The organism is Bradyrhizobium sp. WSM3983 (assembly GCF_000473045.1).
Lineage (GTDB): Bacteria > Pseudomonadota > Alphaproteobacteria > Rhizobiales > Xanthobacteraceae > Bradyrhizobium.
In genome coordinates this window covers 255,672-281,190 of sequence record NZ_AXAY01000007.1, presented here as the reverse complement: position 1 = coordinate 281,190, position 25,519 = coordinate 255,672, and the positions used below count along the sequence as shown (strand labels likewise).

Annotated in this window: 20 protein-coding genes; 10 read left to right on the top strand and 10 right to left on the bottom strand. The window is 61.4% G+C overall.

Translation table 11 applies throughout. From position 1 onward, the window contains the following. Positions 1–204 precede the first annotated feature (204 nt). The 7 genes from YUA_RS43945 to YUA_RS43920 all read left to right on the top strand — a co-directional run bounded on the left by YUA_RS43945 (position 205) and on the right by YUA_RS43920 (position 9,856). Positions 205–1,584 carry a glycosyltransferase family 4 protein gene (locus tag YUA_RS43945; RefSeq protein WP_245285164.1) on the top strand — a complete coding sequence of 460 codons (1,380 nt, stop codon included), beginning with the start codon at positions 205–207 and terminating at the stop codon, positions 1,582–1,584. A 38-nt stretch (positions 1,585–1,622) separates the two neighbouring features. Further along, a complete protein-coding gene (locus tag YUA_RS0114220) occupies positions 1,623–2,480 on the top strand; it encodes a hypothetical protein (RefSeq protein WP_245285163.1) in 858 nt (285 codons plus the stop codon). Between the two features lie 101 nt (positions 2,481–2,581). Next, entirely contained in the window at positions 2,582–3,988 is a 1,407-nt protein-coding gene (locus tag YUA_RS43940) for an O-antigen ligase family protein (protein WP_051383168.1), read from the top strand. A gap of 33 nt (positions 3,989–4,021) precedes the next feature. Continuing rightward, positions 4,022–6,007, top strand: a complete 1,986-nt coding sequence (locus YUA_RS43935; RefSeq protein ID WP_051383167.1) for a Wzz/FepE/Etk N-terminal domain-containing protein — start codon at positions 4,022–4,024, stop codon at positions 6,005–6,007. Beyond that, a complete protein-coding gene (locus YUA_RS0114205; RefSeq protein WP_027531306.1) occupies positions 6,004–7,533 on the top strand; it encodes a hypothetical protein in 1,530 nt (509 codons plus the stop codon). The genes YUA_RS43935 and YUA_RS0114205 overlap by 4 nt, the downstream gene beginning before the upstream one ends. A gap of 52 nt (positions 7,534–7,585) precedes the next feature. Further along, entirely contained in the window at positions 7,586–8,413 is an 828-nt protein-coding gene (locus YUA_RS49965) for a hypothetical protein (RefSeq protein ID WP_156947118.1), read from the top strand. A gap of 45 nt (positions 8,414–8,458) precedes the next feature. After that, on the top strand, positions 8,459–9,856 hold the full coding sequence (locus tag YUA_RS43920; RefSeq protein WP_245285162.1) for a polysaccharide biosynthesis C-terminal domain-containing protein: 1,398 nt from the start codon (positions 8,459–8,461) through the stop codon (positions 9,854–9,856). Between the two features lie 48 nt (positions 9,857–9,904). On the opposite strand, the gene YUA_RS0114190 is transcribed toward YUA_RS43920, so the two are convergent. Both YUA_RS0114190 and YUA_RS49960 read right to left on the bottom strand, forming a co-directional pair. Then, complete coding sequence (locus YUA_RS0114190; protein WP_027531304.1) at positions 9,905–10,417, bottom strand: DsrE family protein; 513 nt, start codon at positions 10,415–10,417, stop codon at positions 9,905–9,907. Between the two features lie 250 nt (positions 10,418–10,667). Then, positions 10,668–10,976, bottom strand: a complete 309-nt coding sequence (locus YUA_RS49960; protein WP_156947117.1) for a hypothetical protein — start codon at positions 10,974–10,976, stop codon at positions 10,668–10,670. Between the two features lie 63 nt (positions 10,977–11,039). Between YUA_RS49960 and YUA_RS46855 the strand changes: the two genes are divergently transcribed. The 3 genes from YUA_RS46855 to YUA_RS43910 are packed head-to-tail and all read left to right on the top strand — an operon-like array spanning position 11,040 to position 14,322. Continuing rightward, positions 11,040–12,638: a hypothetical protein gene (locus tag YUA_RS46855; RefSeq protein WP_156947116.1), complete on the top strand. Its 1,599-nt coding sequence runs from the start codon at positions 11,040–11,042 to the stop codon at positions 12,636–12,638. Between the two features lie 44 nt (positions 12,639–12,682). Continuing rightward, complete coding sequence (locus YUA_RS0114175) at positions 12,683–13,705, top strand: TAXI family TRAP transporter solute-binding subunit (protein ID WP_027531302.1); 1,023 nt, start codon at positions 12,683–12,685, stop codon at positions 13,703–13,705. 14 nt (positions 13,706–13,719) lie between these two features. After that, on the top strand, positions 13,720–14,322 hold the full coding sequence (locus YUA_RS43910; RefSeq protein WP_198029413.1) for a type VI secretion system-associated protein TagO: 603 nt from the start codon (positions 13,720–13,722) through the stop codon (positions 14,320–14,322). A 64-nt stretch (positions 14,323–14,386) separates the two neighbouring features. Here the strand turns inward: YUA_RS43910 and YUA_RS0114165 are convergent, their stop codons facing one another. The 8 genes from YUA_RS0114165 to rbsK form a co-directional block, all read right to left on the bottom strand. Further along, complete coding sequence (locus YUA_RS0114165; protein WP_245285161.1) at positions 14,387–15,889, bottom strand: HlyD family type I secretion periplasmic adaptor subunit; 1,503 nt, start codon at positions 15,887–15,889, stop codon at positions 14,387–14,389. Further along, positions 15,889–17,715 carry a type I secretion system permease/ATPase gene (locus YUA_RS0114160; protein WP_027531300.1) on the bottom strand — a complete coding sequence of 609 codons (1,827 nt, stop codon included), beginning with the start codon at positions 17,713–17,715 and terminating at the stop codon, positions 15,889–15,891. The genes YUA_RS0114165 and YUA_RS0114160 overlap by 1 nt, the downstream gene beginning before the upstream one ends. 206 nt (positions 17,716–17,921) lie before the next feature. Beyond that, positions 17,922–19,109: a hypothetical protein gene (locus YUA_RS51030; protein ID WP_063627783.1), complete on the bottom strand. Its 1,188-nt coding sequence runs from the start codon at positions 19,107–19,109 to the stop codon at positions 17,922–17,924. A gap of 905 nt (positions 19,110–20,014) precedes the next feature. Beyond that, positions 20,015–21,106, bottom strand: a complete 1,092-nt coding sequence (locus YUA_RS0114140) for an ABC transporter ATP-binding protein (protein ID WP_027531298.1) — start codon at positions 21,104–21,106, stop codon at positions 20,015–20,017. Between the two features lie 85 nt (positions 21,107–21,191). Beyond that, positions 21,192–22,631: an extracellular solute-binding protein gene (locus tag YUA_RS0114135; RefSeq protein WP_371259882.1), complete on the bottom strand. Its 1,440-nt coding sequence runs from the start codon at positions 22,629–22,631 to the stop codon at positions 21,192–21,194. A gap of 45 nt (positions 22,632–22,676) precedes the next feature. Further along, positions 22,677–23,714, bottom strand: a complete 1,038-nt coding sequence (locus tag YUA_RS0114130) for a carbohydrate ABC transporter permease (protein WP_027531296.1) — start codon at positions 23,712–23,714, stop codon at positions 22,677–22,679. Next, entirely contained in the window at positions 23,711–24,586 is an 876-nt protein-coding gene (locus YUA_RS0114125) for a carbohydrate ABC transporter permease (RefSeq protein WP_027531295.1), read from the bottom strand. The genes YUA_RS0114130 and YUA_RS0114125 overlap by 4 nt, the downstream gene beginning before the upstream one ends. A 7-nt stretch (positions 24,587–24,593) precedes the next feature. Beyond that, a complete protein-coding gene (gene rbsK, locus YUA_RS0114120; RefSeq protein WP_027531294.1) occupies positions 24,594–25,517 on the bottom strand; it encodes a ribokinase in 924 nt (307 codons plus the stop codon). Positions 25,518–25,519 lie beyond the last annotated feature (2 nt).

Genomic DNA, 25,519 nt, shown 5'->3' with positions numbered 1-25,519 from the left:
TCTTTATTCAGATACGATCTCGAACACGCCGTGATAATAGTGGATTCCCGACAACCCTCTCGGTTGCATGGTGAAAATTCACGCCTCCCTGAGCGTGTCGGCGCTTTTGAGCGGACGCCATTTTACGGCTTCCGGTCGATAGCATCGTTTAAGCGGGCTGCGATCCAACGTGCGACCCAACGAATGAGTTGATGAGATCCTGTCTTGGCCGGCGGGCTGCCGGCATTTGCCAAGACGTGGTCAATCAAGACGTGGGCGATATCGAATGCGGGAGCTTTGCGAATGTTGAAACCCGGGCTGAACGGCGATCATAGACACGGTTCTCTCCTGCTCGATGACGATCCAAATGAAACGTCGAGGGAGCGGCGCCATCCGCTGCAGCCCCACCTGCTTTATATCGGAGGCGAAGATCATCATCTCCGCATTCCGGCGATGTGCGCCCTGCGCGACCAGGGCTTTCGCATAACAGCCGTTGCGAGCGGCGACCCGGCTCCATTTGCACAGGCAGGCATCCGATATCGAGACTTCCAGTTCAACCGGTTCGTAAATCCGTGGGCGGACTTGGCAGCCATCAAGAGCCTTGCGAAAATCCTGATCGAGGAGCGGCCCGATCTTGCGCAAAGCTTCGACACCAAGCCCTCGATATTCCTGCCATTGGCCGCGCGGAGCGCCCCGGATGTGTTGGCCATTCGTACGATCAATGGGCGCGCTTTTCTCTATTCATCGCGATCCCCTCTTGCCTTGACGCTACGTCCGGTCTATCGCGCGCTCCACAAGCTCGCGGCTCGCACGGCTGCCGCAACGGTGTTCGAGATCAGTGACGACCGCGCGTTCTTCGAGCGTCACGGGATCGCCGGAAAGATGCCCGTTCTGATCCGAGGGGCCGGCGTCGATGTCGAGGGGTTCGATCGAGCACTGAGCTCGGGACCGTCGCCGGCTCAGCTTCGCCACGAACTTGGACTTGGCGACGCCGAGGTCGTGATGACCGTGACGCGGATGACCAGGCAGAAGGGTATTCCGGCCCTGCTCGACGCGGCTGCCCGGGTGCACGAGGTGCGTCCCAATGTTCGCTTCGTGCTTGTCGGGCCGCGAGAATCAGAAGGCCCCCTTGCTGTCACGCAAGCCGAGATCGATCGGCATGCACCCTATGTGAAGGCGATCGGATCTAGATCGGACATTCCGGCGCTGCTCAGACTCGCAAATGTGTTCGCGTTTCCGACTGAGTACCGTGAAGGCGTGCCGCGGGTTCTTCTCGAGGCGGCACTCGCCGGCCTGCCGATCGTAACCACGACCATGCCGGGTTGCGCTGAAGTCATTCGCGACGGATGGAATGGTTTGCTGGTGCCCCCGGGAGCCCCGCCCGTATTGGCCGCAAAGATTCTCCACTTGCTTGGCAATCGAGAGAAGGGCTTAACCATGGCCAATCGCGCCGCCGAATATGTCAGGAGGGAGTTCTCGCTAGCGACCGTTGTCGATCGGCATGCCTCACTCTACAGGGAATTGATTGGCCGTGCGCGCCACAGCCGATTCCAAAACGGGCGTTTTGGGTCGACGACCGAGGATGCGACATGCGGCGTCCTGTAAGGACATATGCACGCGCTCGATACGTTGCGTGGTCTGCGGTGGCCTCCCTGCTGGGGGCCGGTGCATTGCTCCTGCAGGGCCTGCCGTTCCACGCGCAGACGCGCGCGGACTCCAGGGCCACACTGCACTTCGCCTCCAACAGCAATTTCGACGCGGCTGGGAGTTACCTTCCTGCCGCCGCCGGTTTCAATCTCGCGGACGTCAACAGTCCGGCGCAGGTGGATTCACTGCCCGAGGGAGTCAAGGGCCTCGTGTGGGTCGGCCAATGCAATGGCGCGGACGCAAAATTCCAGGACACCGTCCGCCCCTTCATTGGCAATGAAAAGCTATTCGGCTTCTATTTGATGGACGATCCGGATCCAACCGGGCAGCATTTCTCGCTTTGCACGGCCGACAATCTGAAGGCTGAGTCGGACTGGATTCATGCCAACGTGCCTGGCGCGAAGACATTTATCCTGCTCATGACGATGACGTCGTCGCGGACGCCGTCCTTCAAGGACACCTACAACCCCGCCAACTCACATGTCGACTTGTACGGTATCGATCCCTATCCGTGCCGGACGGAGTTGAATGGCTGCGACTACCACCAGATCGATCGCTATGTCGCTGCGGCCGAATCCGCCGGAGTACCTCGCGACAACATGGTCCCGGTCTACCAGACCTTTGGCGGCGGGCGCTGGATCGACGACGGCGGCGGCCGATACGTCCTGCCTACCGCAAGTCAGATGCAACAGATAATGGCTCGCTGGGACGCGCTCATACCAGCGCCCGCCTTCGACTTCGCCTACAGCTGGGGATCGCAGAATGGAGACTGGGCGCTAGCCGGCTCACCGGAGTTGCAGGCGGTGTTCTTGCGCCGTCATCGAAACCCGATCGCTTTGAACAAGACGAATTGAAGGTTTGCCATGGCGACCGACCGACCGCGAGGCAAACAGGAAACATGCGAATGGCGCAACGCTTGCGCGCGCCTCAGGGCGCCGAAGACGGATAAGGGCAGATGATCCTGGACGCCTTGTTTGCATTCGGGCTGCTGCTGACCCCCGCTTCACAATTGCGGGTCGCGGGCTTGCCGGTCGGGCCGGGCGAACTCTGTCTCATCATCTGGGTGATCCTTGTGCTCGGGCGGGAAGCGGCGCGCGGCCGCCTTTTGCTGACGCCAGCTCTGTCGCGACTCCTGATGTTCTGGTTGCTGTTCGCCTTGGCGCAGACCCTCGGAACGCTGACGGCAAAGCTCATCGGCGACGAGCACGATCCCGTATGGTTCATGCACGATGTCATGGCCTATCCCTTGTTGGCCGCGATCAGTTGCCTGAGCGTGGTCGGGCCGAACCCCGGCCCCCGGTTGCGTCGCATCACCTGGCTTCTGTGCGGATTCGGGACACCGGTTATTGTCGCACAGCTCGCCGACGCCTGGGGCCTCTACGACATTCCTTCGGTCGATCCATTATGGTGGGATCAATTCCGAGGCTGGTCGTCTAATCCGCATCAACTCGCAGTGCTCTGCATGGTGCTGGGAATACTATCGCTCCATCTAGCCGAAACGTCCACGACACTCGGGGCGACGATTGGCGCGCTCGCCTGCGCCATCATCCCCGTCTACACGGGCCGGATCACGGGGAGCGATTCGTTTACGCTGATTCTTGTCCTGGCCGGCCCGATCCTCTTGGCGCTCAAGTGCCGAACCTGGCTGTTCTCGCGAGCGCGGCGGATCAGCTTCGGCTCAGCTCTGGCCTGGGTGATTGTGCTGGCCTTGCCGGGAGTCGTGATTTCAATCGCGCCGCTGGCTTATTCGATTGCGGTCGAAGCCGGCGACCTCGCCAAGTCGATGGCACGGGAAAACCCTGAGCAGACCAGAGAGAAGACGGAATTGCGATTTGAGCTTTGGAGCCAGGCCCTCAGGCGAGGTGTCGAATCCGGCATGCTCGGCCTGGGCCCTGGTCCGCATCTCGAAATTCCGCACTCCATCGTCTCCGCAAGGAACATGGATACGGTCCATCCCGATTTTGTTGAGCACCCTAAGCCCTCGTTCGTGCCGAACTTCGAGGCGCACAACACGATGCTCGACCTTTTTACCCAGGGCGGGCTCCTGATCGTCTTGAGCTTCGTCTGGCTCGTGGTAACGGCTTTCAAGTCCGCCTACGCGACTGGCCAGGCAGGATTGCCGACATTACTGTGCGGTCTCTTCATTTACGCCATCGCCACCTTCATACTTCGGCATCCTATCTTCTGGTTTGTGATCGCAGTTTGCCTGGTGGCAGAGCCGATGCCGGCGAACCAGTTGCTATCGATTGCCAGGGGTAACGCACGCCGCGGCCTCGCTCGTCCCGCGAACGCATGGGATCGGTCTCTTGCGCGACCGCAAGCCTTATATGGCGCGAGCCAACTAGGCTCGAGGTCGAGCTAGCTGCGAGGATGGACCGATGCCAGGGAGGTACGGATGCAGTTGATGGATAAGACGGGTCTCATCGCGGACAGCATACCATTGAGGCCTGACTTCGAAGGCGAGCGGCGTGACGACCAGACCACGGTCGCGCCCGAACCGGGCTTCCAGCAGGTGATTGGTATCCTGCGTCGGAGGAGCAAGCTCATCCTCACCATCGCAGGCGTCGGAACGATGCTAGCAGGCATCGCCGGTCTGCTCATCACACCCAAATATACGGCGACCGCGCAGGTCGTTCAGGTTCAGGGCGCCACTCCCCTAAATCCCGAGGCGCTCCAGCAGGCCGTCGACACTCAGGTGACCATGTTGACGTCTCCGTATCATTTGCGCCACGTTCTCGACAGCTTTCGGAACGACCCGCACTTTCGCGGACTGACGTCTGACGTCGGAGCAGATCCGGCCATCACGCCGAAACCTGGTCAGGCCGAGAGGAGCGAGGCGGGCCCGCTCGGCCTGATGGAGCTCAAGCGACGGCTGGGTGTCTGGATTGGTCCGTTGTTCCAGCACAGGCGGAACGACGCAGGCCTGAAATTCGACGATCTTCAGCGTCGTCTGCAGGTTCTCCAGGAACGCCGCTCACGCATCATCAATGTCACCTTCCAGTGGACGACCCCCGAGAGGGCCGCCGACATCGTCAATCGTATCGTCGAGCTCTACGTCCAGAGCAATGCCGAGCAGCAACGGGCCTACACCGCCAACGAACTGGCCCGGCTTGAGGAACGAATGGCGACGGTCAAGGCCGACATCGAGCGAACCAGCGCAGCTCTGCACAACGCAATCCAGCGGCGCGCCGATGCGGTCCGCAACGCCAGCGGCGAACAACGTGAAGCGGACCTCGACCCACGCGAACTCGAACGTCGGACCGCCGCCAGCGCACAACTGTATGCAAGTCTTCTCCAGCGGCAGAAGGAGATCCGCGAACAAGAAGAGCTCGTCAACCCGGACGTCAGCATTCTCTCACTTGCCTCTCCGCCATCGCGACCGAGCTCTCCGAACCCGATCCTGTTCATGCTCCCCGCCCTGATCATCTCGCTGATCTGCGGGAGCTTCGTCGCCCTCGTCCAGGACCGCCTCGACAAAACCTTACGCAGCGAGAAGGAAATCACCGATGCGCTCGGGCTATCCTGCATTGGTCTGGTCCCGCAAATACACTCGGATAACCTGATTGATTCCGGAGACTATCTTCGGGTCGAGCCGTTCTCTCCGTATGTGGAGGCGCTTCGGTCAGCGGCGGCGACGTTACGTCTAGCCGAGCCAGGTCATGCGAAAACCGTCCTGATCAGCTCCAGCATCACGGGCGAAGGGAAAACCACGCTCGCCCGTGGTCTCGCGGCTTATGCCGGCCTCCTCGGGCGGCGCGTGCTCCTGATCGGCATCGACCTCCACAGAGGCATGCGTGTTAGCGAGTTCGACAACGCTGGCGAGCGACGAATCGTCGGTCTACAAAACCGATCGCTGGCGGACTCGATGCGGCACATTCCGCAGGTCGGCTTCGACTACCTCCGGATACCCGGCTATCGGCTCGACCCAATAAGTGCCGTCGAACAGATGGCCGACCTCGTCCGCCAACTGCGCGAACGCTATGATTGCGTGATCATTGATGGTCCACCTGTCCTTGCAGCCATTGAGGCACGATTGCTCCCATCGATCGCCGACAAGATGCTCTTCGTCGTCAAGTGGGGGAGTACGACGCGGGAGGTCGCTCAGAACGCCTTGGGTCTCCTTCGCAGCAGCTGGTGCATCGAGAACGAGCGCAGCGATTTTGCGGCGGCCATCGTGACACAGGTCGATCTCAAGAGACATGCGCAATACCGCTATGGCGATGCGAGCGAATTCATCGCCGGGGCCGCAGACGCGGCTCGCGTCGGCATAGGTCAAAGCTTCCTCGCAATGGCCTCTTCTCCGTTTCGGTGGATGTGGGAGACCGGACTTCAAGCGCTGGACACTGCAAGATCATTCGGGCGGAAAGGGCACGAAAGATGAGACAGGATGCCCTGCACAGGACAGACCTGACCGATGGCCCGACCGCCGAGGGCACGATCCTGCCGCTGATTCTTGCGGTCTTGAACGACTTTGATCGGCACGACATCACCTACTTCTATTGGAAGAGCAGCAATCGGATCTACCGCGGCCTGATCGGCGACGGAGATCTCGATCTGCTTGTCGTAAAACGGGATCAGCACCGCGCTCAGGCGATCCTCCTCGAGCACGGTCTCAAGTCCTTTCCCGCCGTCGCCTATCGTGACCATCCGTCGATCTCGAGTTATCTCGGCTATGACGAACCGAGTGGCCGGATCGTGCATCTCCATCTGCATGTCCGACTGGTCGCGGGCGCCAGCCTGCTCAAGAACTACCACCTGCCGTGGGAAGAAGCCCTGGCGAGGCGAGCGATCGTTCATCCGGAGCTGCCGATCCGCCTGCTGGAGCCAGTGGACGAGGCATTGCTGTTGATTGTACGCGGGTGCCTCGAACTGAGGCGATCGGATCCTGTTGTCCTCCGCAACTGGCGGGCAATGACGCGGAAATTTGCACTTGATCGCGCGGCACTCGCCGACCGAGTTCCTCGCGCGGCACTCAGACGGCGAGCGGCTGAACTTCTGGGAGGCGATCTGGCCGACATGATTGCCGATGCCCTTTTTCGTCAACCCGCGCTGGAGCATCAGCGACATTTGCGGCGGCGCATCCGAAGGCACTTCGCACCGCATCGAATCTACAACGATCTTGAGGCAGCCCTTCGGGGTCTGACACGCGCCGCGCACCTCGGCGCCGGCTACCTGAACAAACGCTTTCTCTGGGCACCCCGGCCGTGGAGCCGACGGGCTCCGGGTGGCGGGCACGTTGTGGCCGTCGTCGGCGTCGACGGCAGCGGCAAATCGACCATCGTCACGACAATTCGGCAGTGGCTCGGCCAGGAGATGGATGTCATTCCGATCTATTTCGGCACCGGGGCAGGACGCCCCTCCCTCGTATTATGGCCGCTCAAGTTGATGGTGCCTCTGATCACGCCGTTCTTCAGGACCAAGCCCAAAGGTTCATCGCATGGTAAAATCTCGGATCGCCCCCCGAGCAGACTGTACAGTGCTCTCCTGGCGATCTGGGCGACGGCCACGGCCATCGAAAAGCGGAACAAGCTGTCGGCAGCGCATCGTGGAGCTCGTCGGGGCCTTGTCGTGGTCACGGATCGATACCCGCAGAACGAGATCGTCGGCTTCAACGAAGGTCCACTGATGCCGCGCCTGACCGGGGTTCCGCTCTGGCTACGGCGATTTGAGGCCAAAGCCTATTCACTTGCCGAGCGCCTTCCACCAGACATCGTCATCAAGCTGGTCGTACCGCCGGAAGTTTGCGCCAGACGCGAGCCCGACATGGATCCTGCCGTGATCACGCAGCGTATCGCGGCGATCCCGCGACTGGCGTTTTCCGGGGCGCGCATAGTCTCGATCGACGCCCAACAGCCTCTACCCGATGTCATTCGCGCGGTGAAGAAGGAGGTATGGCGGATACTTTAGCGCAAGCGGCAAAACGGTCCACCTCAATCATTTCATTTATCTGGATTCGAATATGATTATCGAGTTTTTCGGTCCTCCAGGCGCCGGCAAGACCACTCTTGCACGTAGCCTCGCAGCACGCCTGCGTGAGCGTGACTATACCGTAGACCTCGTACTCAGCCATCGGCCGGCGGAGCGTTCGCCGAGCGAGAACTCCACACCGTCGACATCGGCTCTTCGGAAGATATCGTTCACGGCGCGGCGCTTGACGCGTCCGCTGGCGGAAGTGGTGTCCATGATACTCCGACCGCGGGGTATTTCACGCGATCTCGGAACAGCGTTAAATCTGATCAATATCCTTCCACCGTCCAACCCGCTCTCTTCGCTCCGGCTGCTGCAATATATTTCGAGGTTGTCGCACGCATGGTTTGGCAGGTCAGCGATTGCGCACGTCGTCTTGTTCGACCAGGCGTTCGTCCAGGCGATTTGCTCTCTGACGCTCCTTTGCGGCATCGCAGACGAGGCAATGATCTCGTATGCGCTGGATCTTGTCCCCGAACCAGACCTCCTGGTACGCCTCGACGCACCGACCGGGCTCCTCGAGGAGCGGCTCCGCGACCGACATGATCTCGGAGGCAGGATCGAACGGCTGCTCGAGCTGGACGTTGAAACCAGCCTCAGATCGCGCAGTATCGTTGATCTCCTGCACGAATCGTTGCGCAGGAAGGGCCGGAACGTCTTGAGCATCTCGTCGCTCGATCAAGAGTCTCTTGCCGCAGCTGTCGAACAGATGGAACGACAGATCGTGAGCATCGTCGAACAACGCAAGCGCGGCACGATCACGCCGGCACATGTTGAAACGGACATCTCAGGCCATTCCTTGTTGAATCATTCCCTCTGACTCATTTTTCGACGCGGCTTCTGGAGCGTTCGATAGAGCTAGTACTTGCAAGGACAGAAAATGGAACTGCATGAGCGAGGCGCTGTTAGTGCGCGGATCAGACGAGTGGTAGTTGGGGGAGCCGCAGCATTTTCGATCTATGTAGCCAGCGCTGGTGTAACTGCCTGCGCGCAGCTCTTGATAGCCAGAATTGTCGGCGCTCACACCTACGGCGTCTACGCCTATGTCATCGCCTGGATCACCATTCTCGCATATTTCTGCGCGCTCGGTTTCGACATCGCACTGCTGCGCTTTGTGTCCGCGTATCAGACCGTGGGAGCGAGCAGCCTCGCACGAGGCATCATCCAATACGCGGAGCGACGTTCAGTTGCGGCAGGCCTTCTGGTCGCATTCATCGGGGCAGGTATTATCCATATCTGGCCCTGGCCGTTCTCGGCGGAATTGAGGAACACTTTTCTGGTCGGCTTCGTTCTCGTTCCCATTCTGGCGCTGTTATGGATACGCTGCTCGATCGTCCGCGCTTTTGGCGGCGTTGTGCCGGCACTGATACCCGATCGCGTGGTGCGGGATGGATTACTTGTGATCCTCATCGTCGTGGCCGGTCTCTTCTTCGGATCGCGTATTGAGCCACAGGGAATCATGATGGCGACCGTCGCCGGCGCCGTCGTCGGACTCTTGCTCGCCAGCCAGGGTGTTCGTAGATTGTGCCCAAACGCAATCAGGACGGCAGAGCCTCAATACGCGCCCGCAAGTTGGCGGCAGACCGCCGTGCCGTTCATGATCATCGCCGGGGCAGAAGCTCTCCTCAACCGCGCCGGCGTGGTGCTACTCGGTTGGTTCGGAGAGACCAGGGATGCTGGAATATATAGTCTGGTCTTCAACATCGCATTCCTTGTTGCGTTGCCCCGCACTGCGATCAACACCCTGTTCGCACCGACCATCTCGAGCCTCTTCACAAGGAACGATCGGGCGACCTTGCAGGTACTCGTGACCAAGGCCGCTTTATGGACCCTCTCGACCTCCGTGGCGATCGCACTCGGGTTGGCCATCATGGCGGAGCCACTTCTCTCCTGGTTCGGCAAGGATTTTGTGGCCGGCGCCCCCGCCCTGCGTATTCTGCTCTTGGGGCAGGTGACCGCAGCAGCGTTCGGGTCTCTGCTGCTCATCATGACAATGACCGAGCACGAACGAGGAGCTGCAATGCTGTTGATCCTGAGCGCTGCGATCAACATCCTGGCCAGCGTCGCATTCATCTACTGGCTTGGATTGACCGGCGCCGCGATTGCCAGCTCAACCGCGCTGATCATCTGGCACATCGCCATGGCCTTCTTCATTTTCCGCTATCTGCGGCTGCTGCCGGGGGTCCTTGGTCTGTTAGTGTCGAACCGCAGGGAAGAGGCCACGGCGCGCCGGGACATTCGTGTCAAAGCGTCGTCCGTTTGAGATTTTCGGACCTCGCCGACGCACCGCGACGACGCGCGCGGCCCCCTTTCAGGGCCGCAGGTAGCTCCAGCCCTGCTCCTGCAATTCCATGAGCCGGACCACGCCGGATTTCGTGACCTTCGCCTGCGAAATGAGAGGAATCTCCTTTGCTTCGGTCCTCGCCATATTTTCCTTGGTATTTCCGCATGCCGAGAACGAAACTTCGGGCATGGCCTCGCTCATGGACTTGATGCGTGCCTTCACCGGCGAGGTATCGTCTCGCAGCATGTGCAAGCCTGGCCCGAATGCCACCAGCTCGACCTCGACCTTCTGGCCGGTCTCGGCATAGTGCTGAACGGTGTTGCTCACGTTGTTCAACGCGAGGTTCATGATCGCCGGATCATTGACGTCGACCTGGACGACAAGCCGGTGCGACTGCGCACGCTTGTGATTGACCATCATCCTGGCGTTGGCGTTGAGCTTGGTGCTTCCAGCCTGAGAGGCATGAGTTGTCTGGATCGCACTGATCAGAAACGCGCCAGTGAAGGTCAGACTGGCGAAAACGACGGCTGTTCTGTTCATGCTGTCTTCCCCTGGTTTGTGCGGAACACACGCAGCCTAGGCTGGCCCATCCAATCTGTTGCGGGCCGTTGCGCTGGTCAAGGAAGGCGGAGCAACAGCGCAGCCGATCTACTTTATTCCCGGAACAGCGCCCTTCTACCTCCTTGTAGCTACCTACCCTGCCACATCGACAGAACGCCGCCCAAGGCGGTGTCATTGATGACGCCGAACGACAAGGCGCCTAGAGCCAGTCTGAGCTGATGCAATGGGGTTAGAGGCAATTGCGAGTGAATCGATTGTCTCGCTGAGCAGTGTTCTCCGCCCTGTCCGACAGGACGGATCGCTCGGCGGGGACCTTGCGCGGACCGCCGTTGCCGCGGCTCTCCTCCTGGCATGCTTTGTCGGATTTGCGCAGGGCGGCTCGCAAGACGCCATCGAGTTCGGCGTCCCGGCAATTGAGGCCGAGCGGATCGGGCACCAACAGGCGCTTGAGCAAGAGCGTGATCGGGCCGACAGGCTCGCACATGAGCTGGCAAGTGTCCGGGCAGAGCTTGGTGCCGTCCAGCTCGAGCGCGAGCACGCGATCGGAGCCATTGAGCTGGGGATCAGGCAGACCCACGCCCTCGAGCTGGAACGGGACAAGGTGAACAACCTCGCGCGAGACCTCTCATTCCTCAAGGCAGAGCTCGACGCAGCCCGGATCGCAGCCTCAAAGGCGATGGAGACCTCCGCAGCGGACCCCAGGGAACGGTCCGTCGTCCCACCTGGACGCGGCACAGAGAATGCCGCGGCCGAGATCGCGTCGCTCCGATCGGACCTCGACATCGCACGGAACGCCGCGACAGAAGCCACAAAGGCCCTCGCCGCAGAGGTTGCGCAGAAGGAAGCGCTTGAGCCGGAGTTGAAGCAGCAACGCGAAAAATCCGCCGCGCTCGTCGCAGAGCTGACGTCACTTAAGTCTGAGCTCAAGGCCGCACGGACGGCAGCTACCGAAGCCTCCAACGCTGCCGCTGCCGAAGCCACGCAAAGAGAAGCGATGGAGCGGGAATTTAAGCAACGCAACAAGGCGGATGCCGCTGCCACCGAAGCACTGGGTGCCCTCCGGACGGCGGTTAACGCGGCTCGAACCGAGACCTCAGACGGTGCGAAAGCAGCGGCTGAAGAGAAGCTCACCCTGGAAAACGAACTCTCTCAACAGCGAGATCGAGCAGATGCCGCCGTAAAGCGGCTCGCCTCCGTCCAGGCTGAGTTCGAAGCCGCGCAAGCCGCGGCCGTGAATGCCGGCAAAGCCGAGAGCGAGCAGAAGCGGGCGCTGGAACGCGAGCTCGGCCAGCAACGAGACAGAGCAGACGCGCTTGTACGCCAAACAATGTTGCTAACGAGCGAACGTGATGACGCGCGCTCCGCGGCCCGAGAATCCGCGCGGACCACCGATGCCGCGCGGGCCGAGAACAAGATGGAGTTGGCCAAAGAGCGGGACAAGAAGGAAGCCCTGTTACGCGAACTGACCTCGGCGCGGAAAGAGGTCGAGGAACGTTCCGCGGGGCTCGCCGCTGCCTATGCCGAGATCCTCAGGGTCACGGAACTCAACGCGACAGCTGCGAAGCAGAGCGACGGCCTCGCCGGTGAGCGCAAGCGTGCCGACGGTCTCGCACGCGAGCTTGCCTCGGCCAGAGCCCAGCTCGAGGACGCGAATGCAAAATTGGCTACAACAAATTCTTCCGCAAACCGGCCGCCGGAACGGACTGCACGGGATCGTGCGCCCGATCTCGCTCCTAACGGCGACGGAGCGGGCCGTTCGCGCGAGCAGGATACCGCTCGGACGGTCGCCTCCAATCCACAGCCTCCCGCGAAGCCTGGCTCAACGACATTGCCGGCGCAAACGACGAATCGCGCCCCGCCCGCGGATCCTGGTCCGAATGTCGCCGCAGCAGCAGAGCGCTCCGCTCCGGCGAGCCCGACGCCCCGCGCCCCCGCGGACGAGCAGAGGCTGCTTGCACGTGCGAATGCATTGCTCCGGCAGGCCGACATCAGCGGCGCCCGCCAGTTGCTCGAGTTGGCTCTTGCACGCGGCAGCACGCAGGCCGCCTTCATGCTTGCGGAGACCTATGATCCGCACGTGCTGGAATCGTGGCGTGCGCGCGGAGTCGCGGGCGACCGGGCCAAGGCGCGCGACTTGTATCAAAGAGCAAAGGCGGCCGGCATTGACGATGCAGAGGAGCGCATCAAGGCGCTGAAATAGCGTCGCACCATATCTCGAAGCAGCCAGACGACGGAGAACGACCTATGCCCATGATCAAGTTGGCATCCGCAATTGTATCGGCGCTGCTCGGGCTGCAAATCGCGGCGAATGCCCAGTCCGCCCGGACACACGCAACGCCAGCCGCAGCACCGGCAAAGAACGCCGACATAATCGCAAAGGAGCGCATCAATGCCTGGACCGTCGGGCTCGCAGGCGGCCTCATCGAGGGCGCTCCGCTTCGACTTGCCGCGGAGATCGCCCGCGTCGTCAACGAGGAAGACAAGCTCCACGTCATCCCGATCGTGACGACCGGTGCAACGGAGAACGTCAATTCGCTGCTCTATTTGCGAGGGGTGGATGCGGCGATCATCAATACGGACGCCCTCGAAGAGTACAAGGCGCAGGTCCCGTCGATCGACCGGCGCATCGTCTACATTCTCAATCTCTTTCCAGCCGAACTGCACGTCTTTGTGCGTCCCGAGATCAAGTCGCTCGATGACCTCAAGGGGAAGAAGGTCAATTTCAACACGCAAGGCACTGCAGCCGCCTATTCAGGTCCGCTGATCTTCAGCCGATTGGGGCTGAATGTCGAGAAGATGTTCATTCCCCATCAGGTCGCATTGCAGCAGATGAAGAGCGGGGACATCGCAGCGGTTGTGTTCATCACGTCGAAGCCGGTCGATGCTTTTTTGAAGGGACGTTGGGAGCCTGGGTACAAGTTCCTGCCAGTGGAGTACGATTCTCGTTTCGAGGACTACTATCTGCCGTCCGCAATCAGCTCGGCGGACTACCCGAGCCTCGTGCCGCAGGGGGAGCGCATCTCGACCCTCGCGGTCCCCACCATCCTTGCGGGCTATAACTGGCCGAAACAATCCGACCGCTATACGCGCATGGCCCGCTTCGTGGAACAATTGTTCGGCCGGCTCGATCGATTGCAGTCGCCCGGCTTCGATTCGAAATGGAAGGACGTGAGCCTCCGTGCCAACGTGCCCGGCCTCGCCCGCTTCGGACCCGCACAGGAATGGCTCGATCGCTCACCTGGGGCGACGGTGGGACTGTCACGATGAAGGGTCCAGCTGCCGTGGCTTTGATCACGCTGGCAATCCTGAGTCCGCTGGCCTACGCACAGGCAGGCGATGCCACCGACAGATTGAAGAAATGTGCCAAGCTCGAAGGAATGGAACGTCTGAAATGCGTCGATGAGTTGCTCGGAGAGGCAGCAGAACCGACTACCCCGGCGCCACCTCGAGCGCAGAACTGGATCATCAGCGAGACGACATCGCCGGTGGACTACAAGCCGCAGATCGCCGCGCAGACCATGGGGCGCCCGGCGACAAAGGACGCACCGTCCTCGATCTCCATCCGCTGTCGCGCCAGTCGGACCGAGCTGATGATAGCCACCTCGCCATCCTGGAAACAGCCTCCAGAGGGCGAGGTGAAGGTCGTGTACCAGGTCAACGACGATCCATCTATCGAAGATCGCTGGCGCGCTGCAGAAGGAGGCCGAAGCCTTGCCTTTCAGGGTGACGTCGTTCGCCTGTTGCGCTCACTGCCGGAGGACGGCCGGCTCCTGATCAGGGTTTACGCAGGAAAAACTCCGCCATACGAAAGCACGTTCCAATTGACCGGCCTCGATTCTGTTCGACGCAAGCTCGCGACCGCCTGCGGCTGGCCCAGAGCCTGAGCCCCGCCTCCATCTAACCGGAGACGCACAACTCGCTTGCTCCCTCGCTATTCCCTTAGGCCGACTAGTTCTCCCGCATACCGCGCCGGACCGCGTCCGTCATCGGCTGCGTCAGATAGGCCAGCACGGTGCGTTCGCCGGTGGCGATCAGAACGTCGGCCATCATCCCGGGCTTGAGCTTTTCGCGCAACTTCTCGGGAAATTGCGCCACCTGCACCGAGACTTTGACCTCGTAATAAGGTTGATGCGTCGCCTCATCCCGAACAGCGTCGGCTGCGATTGAGAGGACTTCGCCTACTGCGATCGGGGTAGAGCGCGCCTTGAACGAAGGAAGCCGGATTTCCGTGGGCAGTCCGACCTGCACGTGATTGATGTCGAGAGAGGATACCCTCGCCGCAACCACAAGCACGTCGTTATCGGGCACGACCTCCATCAGCACCTCGCCGGGCTTGACCACCGCACCGACGGTATGGACTTTCAAATTCACGATACGTCCAGAGCGCGGCGCACGCAGCTCCATCCGGGACAGCACGTCAGTGGCAGCCCGCAGCTTCTCGCGCGCATCGGCAAGTTGTGCCCTTGTCTCAGCGAGCTTGGCGGTCGCTTCCTCCAGGACCTTCTGTCCGACTTGCTCGATTTGCAGCCGCGACTCGTCGATGACACGTCCATAGCGGGCGATATCGGCCTCGTAAGCGCCGATCTTGCCGTCGAGCTCAGCTTTGGTACGCTCCAGGGTGGCGACGCGCGCGAACGCAACGATCCCCTGATCGGCGAGCGGCTTGAGCTTGCTGTATTCCTGGCTCACGCTGTCATATTGCGCCCGCGAAGCCTTGCTCTGCGCATCGTTTCCTTGGATCTGGCGCTGCGCCTGCGCGATGCGCTCTTCAAGGATCGATATCTCGATTTTTCGCGCAGCCCGGCGTTCGTCGAAACGCCTCTTCTGGTCCCCCATCGCACGTTGCGCCGATGGATCTGAGGCCTTCTGAACAAGTTCGTCGGGAAACGTAATCTTGTCGCTTCCCCCGGCTTCGGCTTGAAGGCGCGCCTCCTCGGCGATGGCCGAATAGACGGCCGAGCGCGCGATCTCCTCTTTTGCCCGTTCCTGGGTTGGATCGAGCCGCAACAGGACTTGCCCTTCTGCGACGTGGGCATCGCCAGTCACCATCAGGTTCTGGACGATGCCGCCCTCGAGGTGCTGCACCGCCTTCCTGTCGCTCTCGACCACCACCGAGCCGGTGGCCACCACTGCGCCATCGATCGACGCCATGGCGGCCCACCCGCCGAACACGACGAAGGTGAAGAACACTATGGTAAAGCCACGTCTCGCCGGACTGTGCCAATCGCCGGACGGACCGCCATGGTCGCGCCCCGCGCTCGAATTCGAGCGGATCGATCGCATTGCCTTCGCTCGCCGGATAAGGCGTCTTGCCAGCAATTGGATGCTGGAGATGCCGTCGGACGACAGGGCATGGGGCCGGCGGGGCTTGCCACTATCGCTCAAACGTCTCAGAAGCTCCGCAAATTCGCTTGGAAGAGTTTTCTCTTCAACTGACATCATATTGTCCATCATTGCCTCGTCGCGTGAGCGGGACGAGCTGAATTCGAAAGGTGCACGTTGCGGGGAACGCCGTCGGCACCATGATGAGCTTCGACCTGGTGGCGGCGCTCAGCCGGCGCTCGCCCGTCGCGATGCATCGGCGTGACGGCTTGCCCCAGCAGCGCAGGAAGGAGTTCGTCGCGTGTCCCGACCCGGCCGAGACGCCCTTCATGCATGAAGACGATCTTATCGACCAGGGCAAGCAGATTGGGGCGGTGGTTGATGATCACGACCGTCACACGCCGCTGCCGCAGCATTTGAATCGCATCGGCCAATGCGCGGTCACCGTCGCCGTCCAGATTGGCGTTCGGCTCATCGAGCACGACCAGCACCGGCCAGCCGAACAGCGCGCGCGCCAACCCGATGCGCTGCCGCTGACCGCCCGAAAGGCCAGCGCCATTATCCCCGATGACGGTGTCGTAGCCCTTCGGGAGCCGCTGTATCATGGCATGCGCCGACGCCAGTTGCGCGGCCTCGACAACCGCCTCATCCGTCGCATCCTCGCGAAAGCGAGCGATATTGTCGCGCACCGTGCCGGCGAACAGTTCCACGTCCTGCGGAAGATATCCGAGGCGTTGCCCGAGGAAATTGGAATCGAAATGCCTCGTATCGTTGCCATCGATGCGCACGCAACCACGAACAGCGGGCCACGCCCCCACAAGCGCGCGTGCCAGCGACGATTTCCCGGAGCCGGACTGGCCGACCACCGCAACAACTTCGCCTGGAGCCAGGCGGAAAGAAACATCTGCAACTGCCGGCAATTGCGATCCGGGTACGAGGACAGTCACGGCTTCCACCGAGACCTCACCAGCCAGTGCCGGCAGCCTGGTCGGCGGGCGTTCTGCGGCCCGGGTCCGAAGCGCGGCTTCGAGCCGCGCATATGATGTACGCGCGACAACGAGGGCCTTCCACTGCGATACGGCTGCTTCCACCGGCGCAAGTGCCCGCCCCATGATGAGCGAGGCCGCAAACAGAACGCCTCCCGAGATCTCCTGCTGGATCGCGAGGTAGGCTCCCACCCCCATGATCGACACCTGAAGGGCCATCCGCAGGAATTTGGAGATCGCAAGGACCGTGCCACCACGCTCACCCGCACGAGCACTGTCGAGGAGTGCCTGGCCGTGTGTTGAGCTCCAGGCAGTGCGCACCGCAGGTCCCATTCCAAGCGCACGGATGGCCTCGGCGTTGCGTAACGAGGAGGTCAACCGGTCCAGGGCATTAAGATTTTTCGATGCGGCAGCGATGAGTGGCGCCTTGGTGGCGCGCTCGTTGAGGAAGGCCAGCGAAAGGATGGCAATCGCACCGATCAAGGCAACCAAGCCGATCAAGGGATGGAGGAGGAAGCATATCGCGAGGAATATCGGCGTCCACGGCACGTCCATCAATGACGTGATCACACCACCCGACAACACCTCGCGCAGAGTGTCCACGTCGCGAAGCAGCTGGACATGATGCGAGCTGCTCGTGTTCAGGGCTTGGTCAAGTGCGGTCTCGAAGACTTCTCCCGAGAGGAGCCGGTCGAACCGAATTCCGATTTGCACAAGGATCCGGCTGCGAAAATGCTCAAGTGCCGCGTAGCTGACGAACAGCGCAAGTGCGATCAGCGAAAGCAGCACGAGAGTCATCGCGTTCCGGCTGGTCAGCACGCGATCGTAAATCTGCATGGTGTAGAGCGGCGAGACGAACACCAGCAAGTTTATGAAGATCGATAGTCCGCCTGCCGCAAGCAGGCCGGGACGTATCTGACGAAATCCATCCGCGAGCGCGGAGGCCTTGGCCGAAGTGTACATGTGCATATCCGGGCGGCCCTTTGGTCGGGCAGCGGCTAGCGGTTGAAATTTGCATGCGATCGAGCGCCAGCGCTCGCATTCCAACATTCCGCAGTGCGCAGAATGGCACCCCGACTCGCGGTCAGTGCGGCCGCGAATGATTCCCATAAAATATGATCATACGCGGGGCGTGCCCCGCGTATGACCGTGTTGACGAAGACCGTCCTTCGAACTCAGAAGTGCCAACCGTGATGGTCGGTGTGGTGACCGGTCAGATCGGCCAGATGAGCCCCGACATCGGTGACGGCGGTGGAGCTGGTGTCCGTTGTGCCGCTCCCACTTGCAGTCGTGGCCGGCGCTGTGGTCACCGGGACGATTGCAGACGAGGTCCCCGTTGTGCTGGTCGCAAGCTGCGAGAAATCGAGCGTATGATGGTGATGATGGCCATCGGTCGTCGTCGATGTCGAGCCGTCGGACGAACTGCCGCTGGTCGATCCGCTCGTTGAGCCGCTGGTTGAGCCCGAGGTTGAGCCACTGGTCGAGCCGTTGCCGGTAGTAGTCCCGGTCCCAGTGCCACCGCTCGACGTGGTCGTTGTTCCGCCAGTCGAGCCCGTCACGGTCGTCGTACCTCCACTGATGCCTCCGGTCGGAAGCGTCGTGCTCGTGCCGGTATTGTGCTGCAGAAAAACGCTCTGCAGCGCAGACGAGCTCTCCAGTGCGGTATCGCCATTCTGCGAACCCCACGCATAGGCGTAGTCGAAGGCCGGATTTGGAATGGCCGCCGCCCAATGAGCGAGCATCGTCTGTTCCTGCGCGGCTGTCGGCATCACGTAGTGGCCTCCGCTGTCGTCGGTCCAGTTACCGCCGCCGAAGGTCTGGAACACCGGGACGATGTGGTCCGCCGAAATTCCCGCGGACTCGGCGGCGGCCACGGCCTTGTCGATCATGCTGTAATCGACCGTGCTCATGTCCGACCGAACCGGGTACGGATCGATGCCGAAGAAATCGATGTGGGTGTTGGTCGGGTTGTAGGTGTTCGCGAAAGTCGGATTTTCCGAGGACCCCATGTTCATCATGGTGATGAAGGTCTTTGCGCCAGGAAAGTTGGCGTGGATGTAATCGGACTCCGCCTTGAGGTTGGCCGCCGTCACCAGCGTGTTGTACTGCCCCGTGGGATCCGGCTCATCCTTGAGATAGAAGCCGTACACATTCGGATTTCCGATGTAGGGCTTCAGCGCATCGATGAAGCTCTGCGTAACGCCGTCGCCCTGATCAAGGTAAACCATACCTTTCACACCGGCCGGCAATGCATTCACCTCGTCGACCGACGAGACGTCGGCCAGATTGAAGCCAGCTGCGGCCGGAGCGTAGGCTCCCTGCGCGTTGAAGTTGTTACCTGCAGTGTAGTGTAGCGTGGTCAAATCATTCCCCTTTTGTGATCATACCCCCAGCACCTGTAAGTCTGAGTGCAACCGGGCTCTCATTGCGGATGAACGTATGTTTACGTTTGGGGCAGGAATCTCGGCTCGATTGGGCGGAACCAAGGGATTATTGTGCCGAAAAGTTGGGCGCCAAATTGCGCCGCAATCTGCCCGAAGCGTCTTTTCGAGGCATTTCCCCAACAGCGTCAGTAGTCTGATGTGAGACGCGCATGTGAGACGCGCCGCGTCTCCGTGCATGGCTGACGTTCACAACCTGATTGAGCCGCTCCGATCGCACCGAGAGACAGCAGCAGAACGGCCAGGCGAGGTACCCTTACTGGAGTATATATTCGCACCTACGATCGTACCGTTCGATCGAGCGCCCCGGGAGCACGCGATGACCGCACGCGGGTTGAGTTTCGCGAAGACGACAGCCGATAGAAGCAAGCCAGGTTGATCTGTGGCTGCGGATTACTCCCGACGAAGGATGTTTTCACCGAAGCGTTTCCGTGATTCAGTCCGGGGCGATCGAACTTCTCGCTTGTTCGCGCACCTATTGGTTCACTGCCCACACGTTAGCGAACTCTTCGAATAGAACTAGCTCATTCGCTGCCGAGGGCGTCATGGCAGGATCGGCCGAACACGAGCTCAAGTTTCCGTCGGGCTCACGCATTCAGATAGAGCCGACAGCTGGCCCTCGCTTGGCTGGAAGGACAGGGACCGTGATCGGGGCCGGATACTATCCGAAGAGCCTCCGCGTCATTCTGGACGGATCAAAGGGGCCAATCACTCTTTACATGGACTACTTGGCCAGGATCGACACGTGAAGTGGAGGGGGGCGCCGTACTTGCGCACCAAGTGCATCGAAAGTTGGGATGAGCTGAAACGTCCGCGAAAACCGTGGGCTAAGAAATAGCTTTCCCTGAAACCTTGTCGAAAAGGTGCGTTCGCTCCAGATCAAGAGCGACGTCTATAACGCGATCCGGCGCCGCAGCGACGCCGACCTGCATCTGCGCTGTGAACGGAAATGCGCCCACGGTTCCAATCACGAGCGTATGCGGCCCGAGCGGCTCCACGTCTTTCACCATCAAGCGGACAGAAGAGCCCATCGGCGCATCTTGCCGGAGCACATGGTCGGGCCGCACGCCGAGCACAACCGGCTTGCCGACGCTCCCCGCATAGGCCGCCTCGCGAGACTTCGGCAATTTCAACACCGTACCCGACGGCTCGCTGAAGACCAGTGCGCCGTCGCGAGCGACAATCTCGCCATGGATAAAATTCATGCTGGGTGCGCCCATGAAGCCCGCGACGAAGAGATTGCCGGGCTTCTCGTAGATCGTGATCGGATCGGCCGCCTGCTCGATCCGGCCGCGATTCATCACCACGACGCGATCGGCCATTGTCATGGCTTCGACCTGGTCGTGCGTGACATACACGATCGTCTTGGCGAGACGGCGATGCAGTGCCTTGATCTCGGTCCGCATCTCGATGCGGAGCTTGGCGTCGAGATTTGACAATGGCTCGTCGAACAAAAACACGTCTGGGCTACGGACGATGGCACGGCCGATCGCCACGCGCTGGCGCTGTCCGCCGGAAAGTTGCTTGGGCCGGCGGTCCAGATATTGCTCGAGGTCGAGAATCCGTGCCACGTCCTGGACAGCTTTCGCGACGCTGGCGCGTGACTCGCCCCGCATCTTCATGCCGTAGCCGATGTTCTCCCCGACCGTCATATGCGGATAGAGCGCGTAGTTCTGGAACACCATCGCGCAATTGCGCAAGCCCGGACGCAGCTGCGTCACGTCGCGGTTGCCGATGCGGATGTTTCCGCTGGTGACCGCCTCCAGCCCTGCGATCATGCGTAACGTCGTGGTCTTGCCGCAGCCGGACGGGCCGACAAGCACGACGAATTCCTCGTCGGCGACGTTCAGATCGAGCCCCTCGATGATCTTGTAGGGCCCATATGCCTTGCTGACGTTCTCGATCTCGACGTGCGCCATGGATTCCTTTTTCCGTCCCTCATATCGACGGCCAACAAAGCCCGGATGATGCTTACGCATCATCCGGGGCAGTCTCCGCAGGAAGCTAGTTCTTGGGCGGAAGACCCATCGCTGCGCGATAGGCCGCCAGTTGCTTCGCGCGGCCGAACTCGTCGGTCAGGCGATTCCATTCCTTTGCCACCGCGTCCAGCGCGGCCTGCGGCGTGGTTTGGCCGGCCAGCGCCTTGCCAAGCTCGATCTCGACGACCTCGGTGTATGAGAAATAGCCGGGCAGACGCATGTCGAGCGCGACATTCTTGGCATTGATCGAATCCGCCTGAGCGCCGAGATATTCCTTGGCTTCCTCTGGCGAGAAGTTCTTGCTCCACAGTTGCAGATTGGCGGTGTGCGATTTGCGATAAGGATTGACCCCGCTGCCGCCGGTGATCGCCGCCTGCCCCGACACTTCGGGGCTGGTCAGCGTCTTGACGAAGTCCCATGCCGCCTGCTGGTTCTTGCCGACCTTCGGCACTGCGATCTGCCATCCGCCAAATGCCATGAACGGTGTTGGCAACACGCTTCCGAACTTGTCCCACGTCTTGGTCTTGGCGTTCCAGATCTCGTCCGATCCCGGCAGTATCGCCGAACCGACCTTGCCCGAAATCTTCGACTGCTTGGGGTCGGCGGCAATCACGCCGGTGTCGCCCCAACCGATCGACTCGGCCACCTGGCCACCGGCGACGGCGGCATTGACCTCGCCGAATGAGAAATTCAGCGCATTGGGCGGGCCAAGCTTCGAAGCACGGATGTATTCTTCGAGTCCCTTCACCCAGCCTGGATTGTTGATCTGGGCATCCATCGTTTCGGGGTCGAAGAACATAGCACCCGGATAGTTCGGGTTGTTGGTGTAGGCAGCCGCGTGGCTGAAGAAGAACCAGAACTGCTGGCCGCCGCGACGGAAAGCTTCCGCTGTGCCCCAGAGGCCCTTGTCGGGGCGCTGGAAGAACTCCGCGATGTCGAGATACTGCTTCCAGGTCTTTGGCGGTGCCAGGTCGTAGCCGTACCTGGCCTTGAAAGCATCCTTCTCCTTGGGATCGCTGAACAGGTCGGTGCGATAGGTGTAGGTGTGAACGTCGCCGTCCATCGATTGCGAATAGATCTTGCCTTCCCACACCATCAGGCGCTCGCGATAGGCCGGCTCGACATCGTCCCAATCCTTGCCGGACTGCATCTCTTTCGGCATCTCGCTGAGATAGGAGACGAAGTCGGGCAGCCAGGCCGGCGCAAAGCTGACCAGATCGAACGTCGCGTCCGATCCCGTAAGCGATGTAACAATCTTCGGGTAGAGCTCCGACCACGGAAACTCGACGACATTAACTTTGCCGCAGGTCTTCTTGGTCCATTCGTCCGCGCCGAGCTTGAGCGCGGAGGCGATATACGGTCCGGTCTGCGACGCCACCGTCAAGGTGACGCCGGAGTAATCCGGGCTACAGGCAGCATTCGCCTGGCTCACGGTGCAGGCCATCGCGAGCGAGGTGGTCAGCATCAGAAACGTCCGTCGCAACATCGTCGAGTCCTCCCTTAGTTTTTGCTATTTGATCGCTCCGAGCAGCAGGCCCGACCGCATCATGCGACTGAGCAGGGCTGCCATGATCATCATAGGAATGATGGCGACGAGCGCCGCGGCCGATATCGCCCACCATTCGTCGCCGCGCTGGCTGTTCTGTCCCGCCACCAGAATAGGCAGCGTCTGCCATCTGGAATTGGTCAGGAACAGCGCGAACAGAAACTCATTCCAGACGAAAGCGAGCGTGATCATGAAAGTCGCCAGCAGTCCGTTCATCGACATCGGCACCACGATGCTGAGGAAGATGCGCCAGCTCGGCACGTTGTCGACCATCGCGGCTTCTTCGACCTCGATTGGAATGGCCTCGAAGAAGTCGCGCATCAGCCAGACCACGATTGGCAGCGAGAACGCGACGTAACAGAGCGTCAGGCCGACATAGCTGTCGATCAGCTGGAAGCCGAGCCGGCCGATCTCGCTATAGAGCAGATACAGCGCGAAGGCCGTGACGATCGGCGGGAACATGCGCTGGCTGACGAACCAGAACAGGATATCTTCGTTGCCGAGAATCGGCCCCGGCAGCGGCAGACGGTTGGCGAGGATCGCAGCGGCAAGTGCGATCGGGAACGCCAGCAGCAGCGCCTGCGCGCGGGTGAATCCAAGCGAATTGTTGAACAGCAGATAGCCGCCGAGCGCGAGCAGGAAGAAGATCAGACCCGCGCCAAAGCGCACCCTGAATTCGAACCGCACCAGCGCATAGGCCGCCATGGCGCCGATCGCGGTTGCGATCGCCGCCGCCGACATTCCGACGATGGTCGAATTCAGGAAGGTTCGGAAGAACTCGCCACGGATGCCCTGATAGAGATCGATGAAGGGCTGCAGGGTCGGCGTGAAATCGACGAACGGAATATAGGTCGGGCCGCCGACCACGCCCGGCGGGGTCTTGAAGGCCGTCACCACCACCCAGTAGAGCGGAAACACCGAGATCAGGCACCATGCGAGAACGCCGATCGCGACCAGGCGGCGACTCCAGCTCGACAGTCCGGTAAGGCCCTGCCCGCTCATCGGCGCTTCTCCAGATGCGGCCGCAGCAACGCCAGATAGGTCACGCCGATGATCGTGATTGCGATCAGGAACAGGAAGCTGAGCGCCGACGTGTAGCCGAGATTGAACTTCTTGAAGCCCTCCTGATAGGCGAACAAGGTCAGGGTCTCGGTGTCCACGCCCGGTCCGCCGCCCGTCATCACGAACACGGTATCCATGATCTTGTAGCTCTCGATCAGGCGGATGAAGACGACGGCGGCCGAGATCGGCAGCATCATCGGAAACGTGATGCCCCAGAACTGTTGCCAGGCGCTGGCGTTCTCCAGCTCGGCCGCCTCGTAGACATCTTCGGGCAGCGTCTGCAGACCAGCCAACATCATCAGGATGATGAATGGCGTCCACTGCCAGATCTCAACCGCGATGATGCAGGCCAGCGCCCAACGCCCGTTGGTGAGGAACGGCAGGTTCGCCAGTCCGAACATGGACAGGAACTGGTTGAGCGGCCCCATGGTCGGATTGAAGATCATGCGGGCCACGAGCGCGACGGCAACCGGCGCCAGCAGCATGGGCAGCAGCAAGGCCACGCGAAACAGCCGCTCGCCGGGCACGCGCGCATTCAGCGCGAGCGCAACGCCAAATCCGATCGCGTATTGCACCCCGACGGCGATGAACGCGATCAGCGTCGTCGTGAAGATCGCATTCCAGAAGCGCGGCTCCTGCAAGAGCGAGACATAATTTCCGAGCCACACGACGCGCGGCGGGATCGGCGGAATCAGGCGATAGCTGAGGAAGCTCGTGGTGAACGAATAGATCAGCGGAAAGATCGAGATCGCCAGCACGACGAGCACCGCCGGCCAGATGAAGACATGCTTGATCGGATCGTTCCGCATCATGAGCAGATCATTCCTTCAACAGCGCTTCGATCTCCGCGCGCCGCGGCATGGCGGGCGCAGTCCCGGCGCGCGTCACGGAAATCCCGGCCGTCGCCGAGCCAAAACGCGCCGCCTCCAGTGGATCGGCGCCGCCCGCAAGCGCTGCTGCGAAGCCACCGACGAATGCATCGCCCGCGCCCGCGGTTTCGACCACCTTGCCGGCGGCGAACGGCGGCACGTGCAGCGAGCGATCCCGCCCGTGAAACAGCGCCCCGCGTTCGCCGAGCGTGATCAGCGCGGTACCCACTCCCTTGGCCAACAATGCATCTCCAGCACGGCGGGCGCCGGCAAGATCGCTCACCGCCATCCCCGTCAGCACTTCCGCCTCGGTCTCGTTGGGAACGACGTAGTCGCACAAGGCAAACAGGCTGTCGTCGAACGCGACCGCGGGTGCCGGGTTGAACAAGGTGATGCTGCCCGCGGCGCGCGCGATCTCGAGCCCGCGCTGCGCTGCCGCGACCGGTTGCTCGAGTTGGGTCACGAAGACGCGGCTGCTGCTGATCGCATCCGTCGCCGCATCGACATCGGCCGGGCTGAGACCGCCGGCCGCGCCGCTCACCACGATGATGGCGTTGTCGCCCCGCGTCTCGTGGACATAGATGAAGGCGGCGCCAGTCGGCGCCTCCGCAGTCCTGGCGACGCGCGGCCGAATTCCCTCGGCTTCCCACGTCTTGATGGCAAGATCGCCGAAGGCGTCGCTGCCAATCCGGGAGATGAATGTCACGTCCGCGCCCGCGCGCGCAGCGGCCACGGCCTGGTTCGATCCCTTGCCGCCTGGTCCCATGGCAAATCCCGAGCCAGCGATCGTTTCACCGGTCGCAGGCATGTTGCCGGCCCGGAAGGCCAGATCGACGACGAAGATGCCGAGCACTGCGACGCCAGTCTTGCTCATGG

Bases quoted from the DNA above. Each gene is read 5' to 3' on its own strand.
- YUA_RS0114140 (WP_027531298.1), bottom strand. From the start codon at position 21,106: ATGGCGCACGTCGAGATCGAGAACGTCAGCAAGGCATATGGGCCCTAC.
- YUA_RS0114190 (WP_027531304.1), bottom strand. From the start codon at position 10,417: ATGAACAGAACAGCCGTCGTTTTCGCCAGTCTGACCTTCACTGGCGCG.
- YUA_RS49965 (WP_156947118.1), top strand. From the start codon at position 7,586: ATGATTATCGAGTTTTTCGGTCCTCCAGGCGCCGGCAAGACCACTCTT.
- YUA_RS0114135 (WP_371259882.1), bottom strand. From the start codon at position 22,631: ATGCTGACCACCTCGCTCGCGATGGCCTGCACCGTGAGCCAGGCGAAT.
- YUA_RS0114160 (WP_027531300.1), bottom strand. From the start codon at position 17,715: ATGCACATGTACACTTCGGCCAAGGCCTCCGCGCTCGCGGATGGATTT.
- YUA_RS0114205 (WP_027531306.1), top strand. From the start codon at position 6,004: ATGAGACAGGATGCCCTGCACAGGACAGACCTGACCGATGGCCCGACC.
- YUA_RS0114125 (WP_027531295.1), bottom strand. From the start codon at position 24,586: ATGATGCGGAACGATCCGATCAAGCATGTCTTCATCTGGCCGGCGGTG.
- YUA_RS0114130 (WP_027531296.1), bottom strand. From the start codon at position 23,714: ATGAGCGGGCAGGGCCTTACCGGACTGTCGAGCTGGAGTCGCCGCCTG.
- rbsK (WP_027531294.1), bottom strand. From the start codon at position 25,517: ATGAGCAAGACTGGCGTCGCAGTGCTCGGCATCTTCGTCGTCGATCTG.
- YUA_RS0114165 (WP_245285161.1), bottom strand. From the start codon at position 15,889: ATGGACAATATGATGTCAGTTGAAGAGAAAACTCTTCCAAGCGAATTT.
- YUA_RS43935 (WP_051383167.1), top strand. From the start codon at position 4,022: ATGCAGTTGATGGATAAGACGGGTCTCATCGCGGACAGCATACCATTG.
- YUA_RS43940 (WP_051383168.1), top strand. From the start codon at position 2,582: ATGATCCTGGACGCCTTGTTTGCATTCGGGCTGCTGCTGACCCCCGCT.
- YUA_RS0114175 (WP_027531302.1), top strand. From the start codon at position 12,683: ATGCCCATGATCAAGTTGGCATCCGCAATTGTATCGGCGCTGCTCGGG.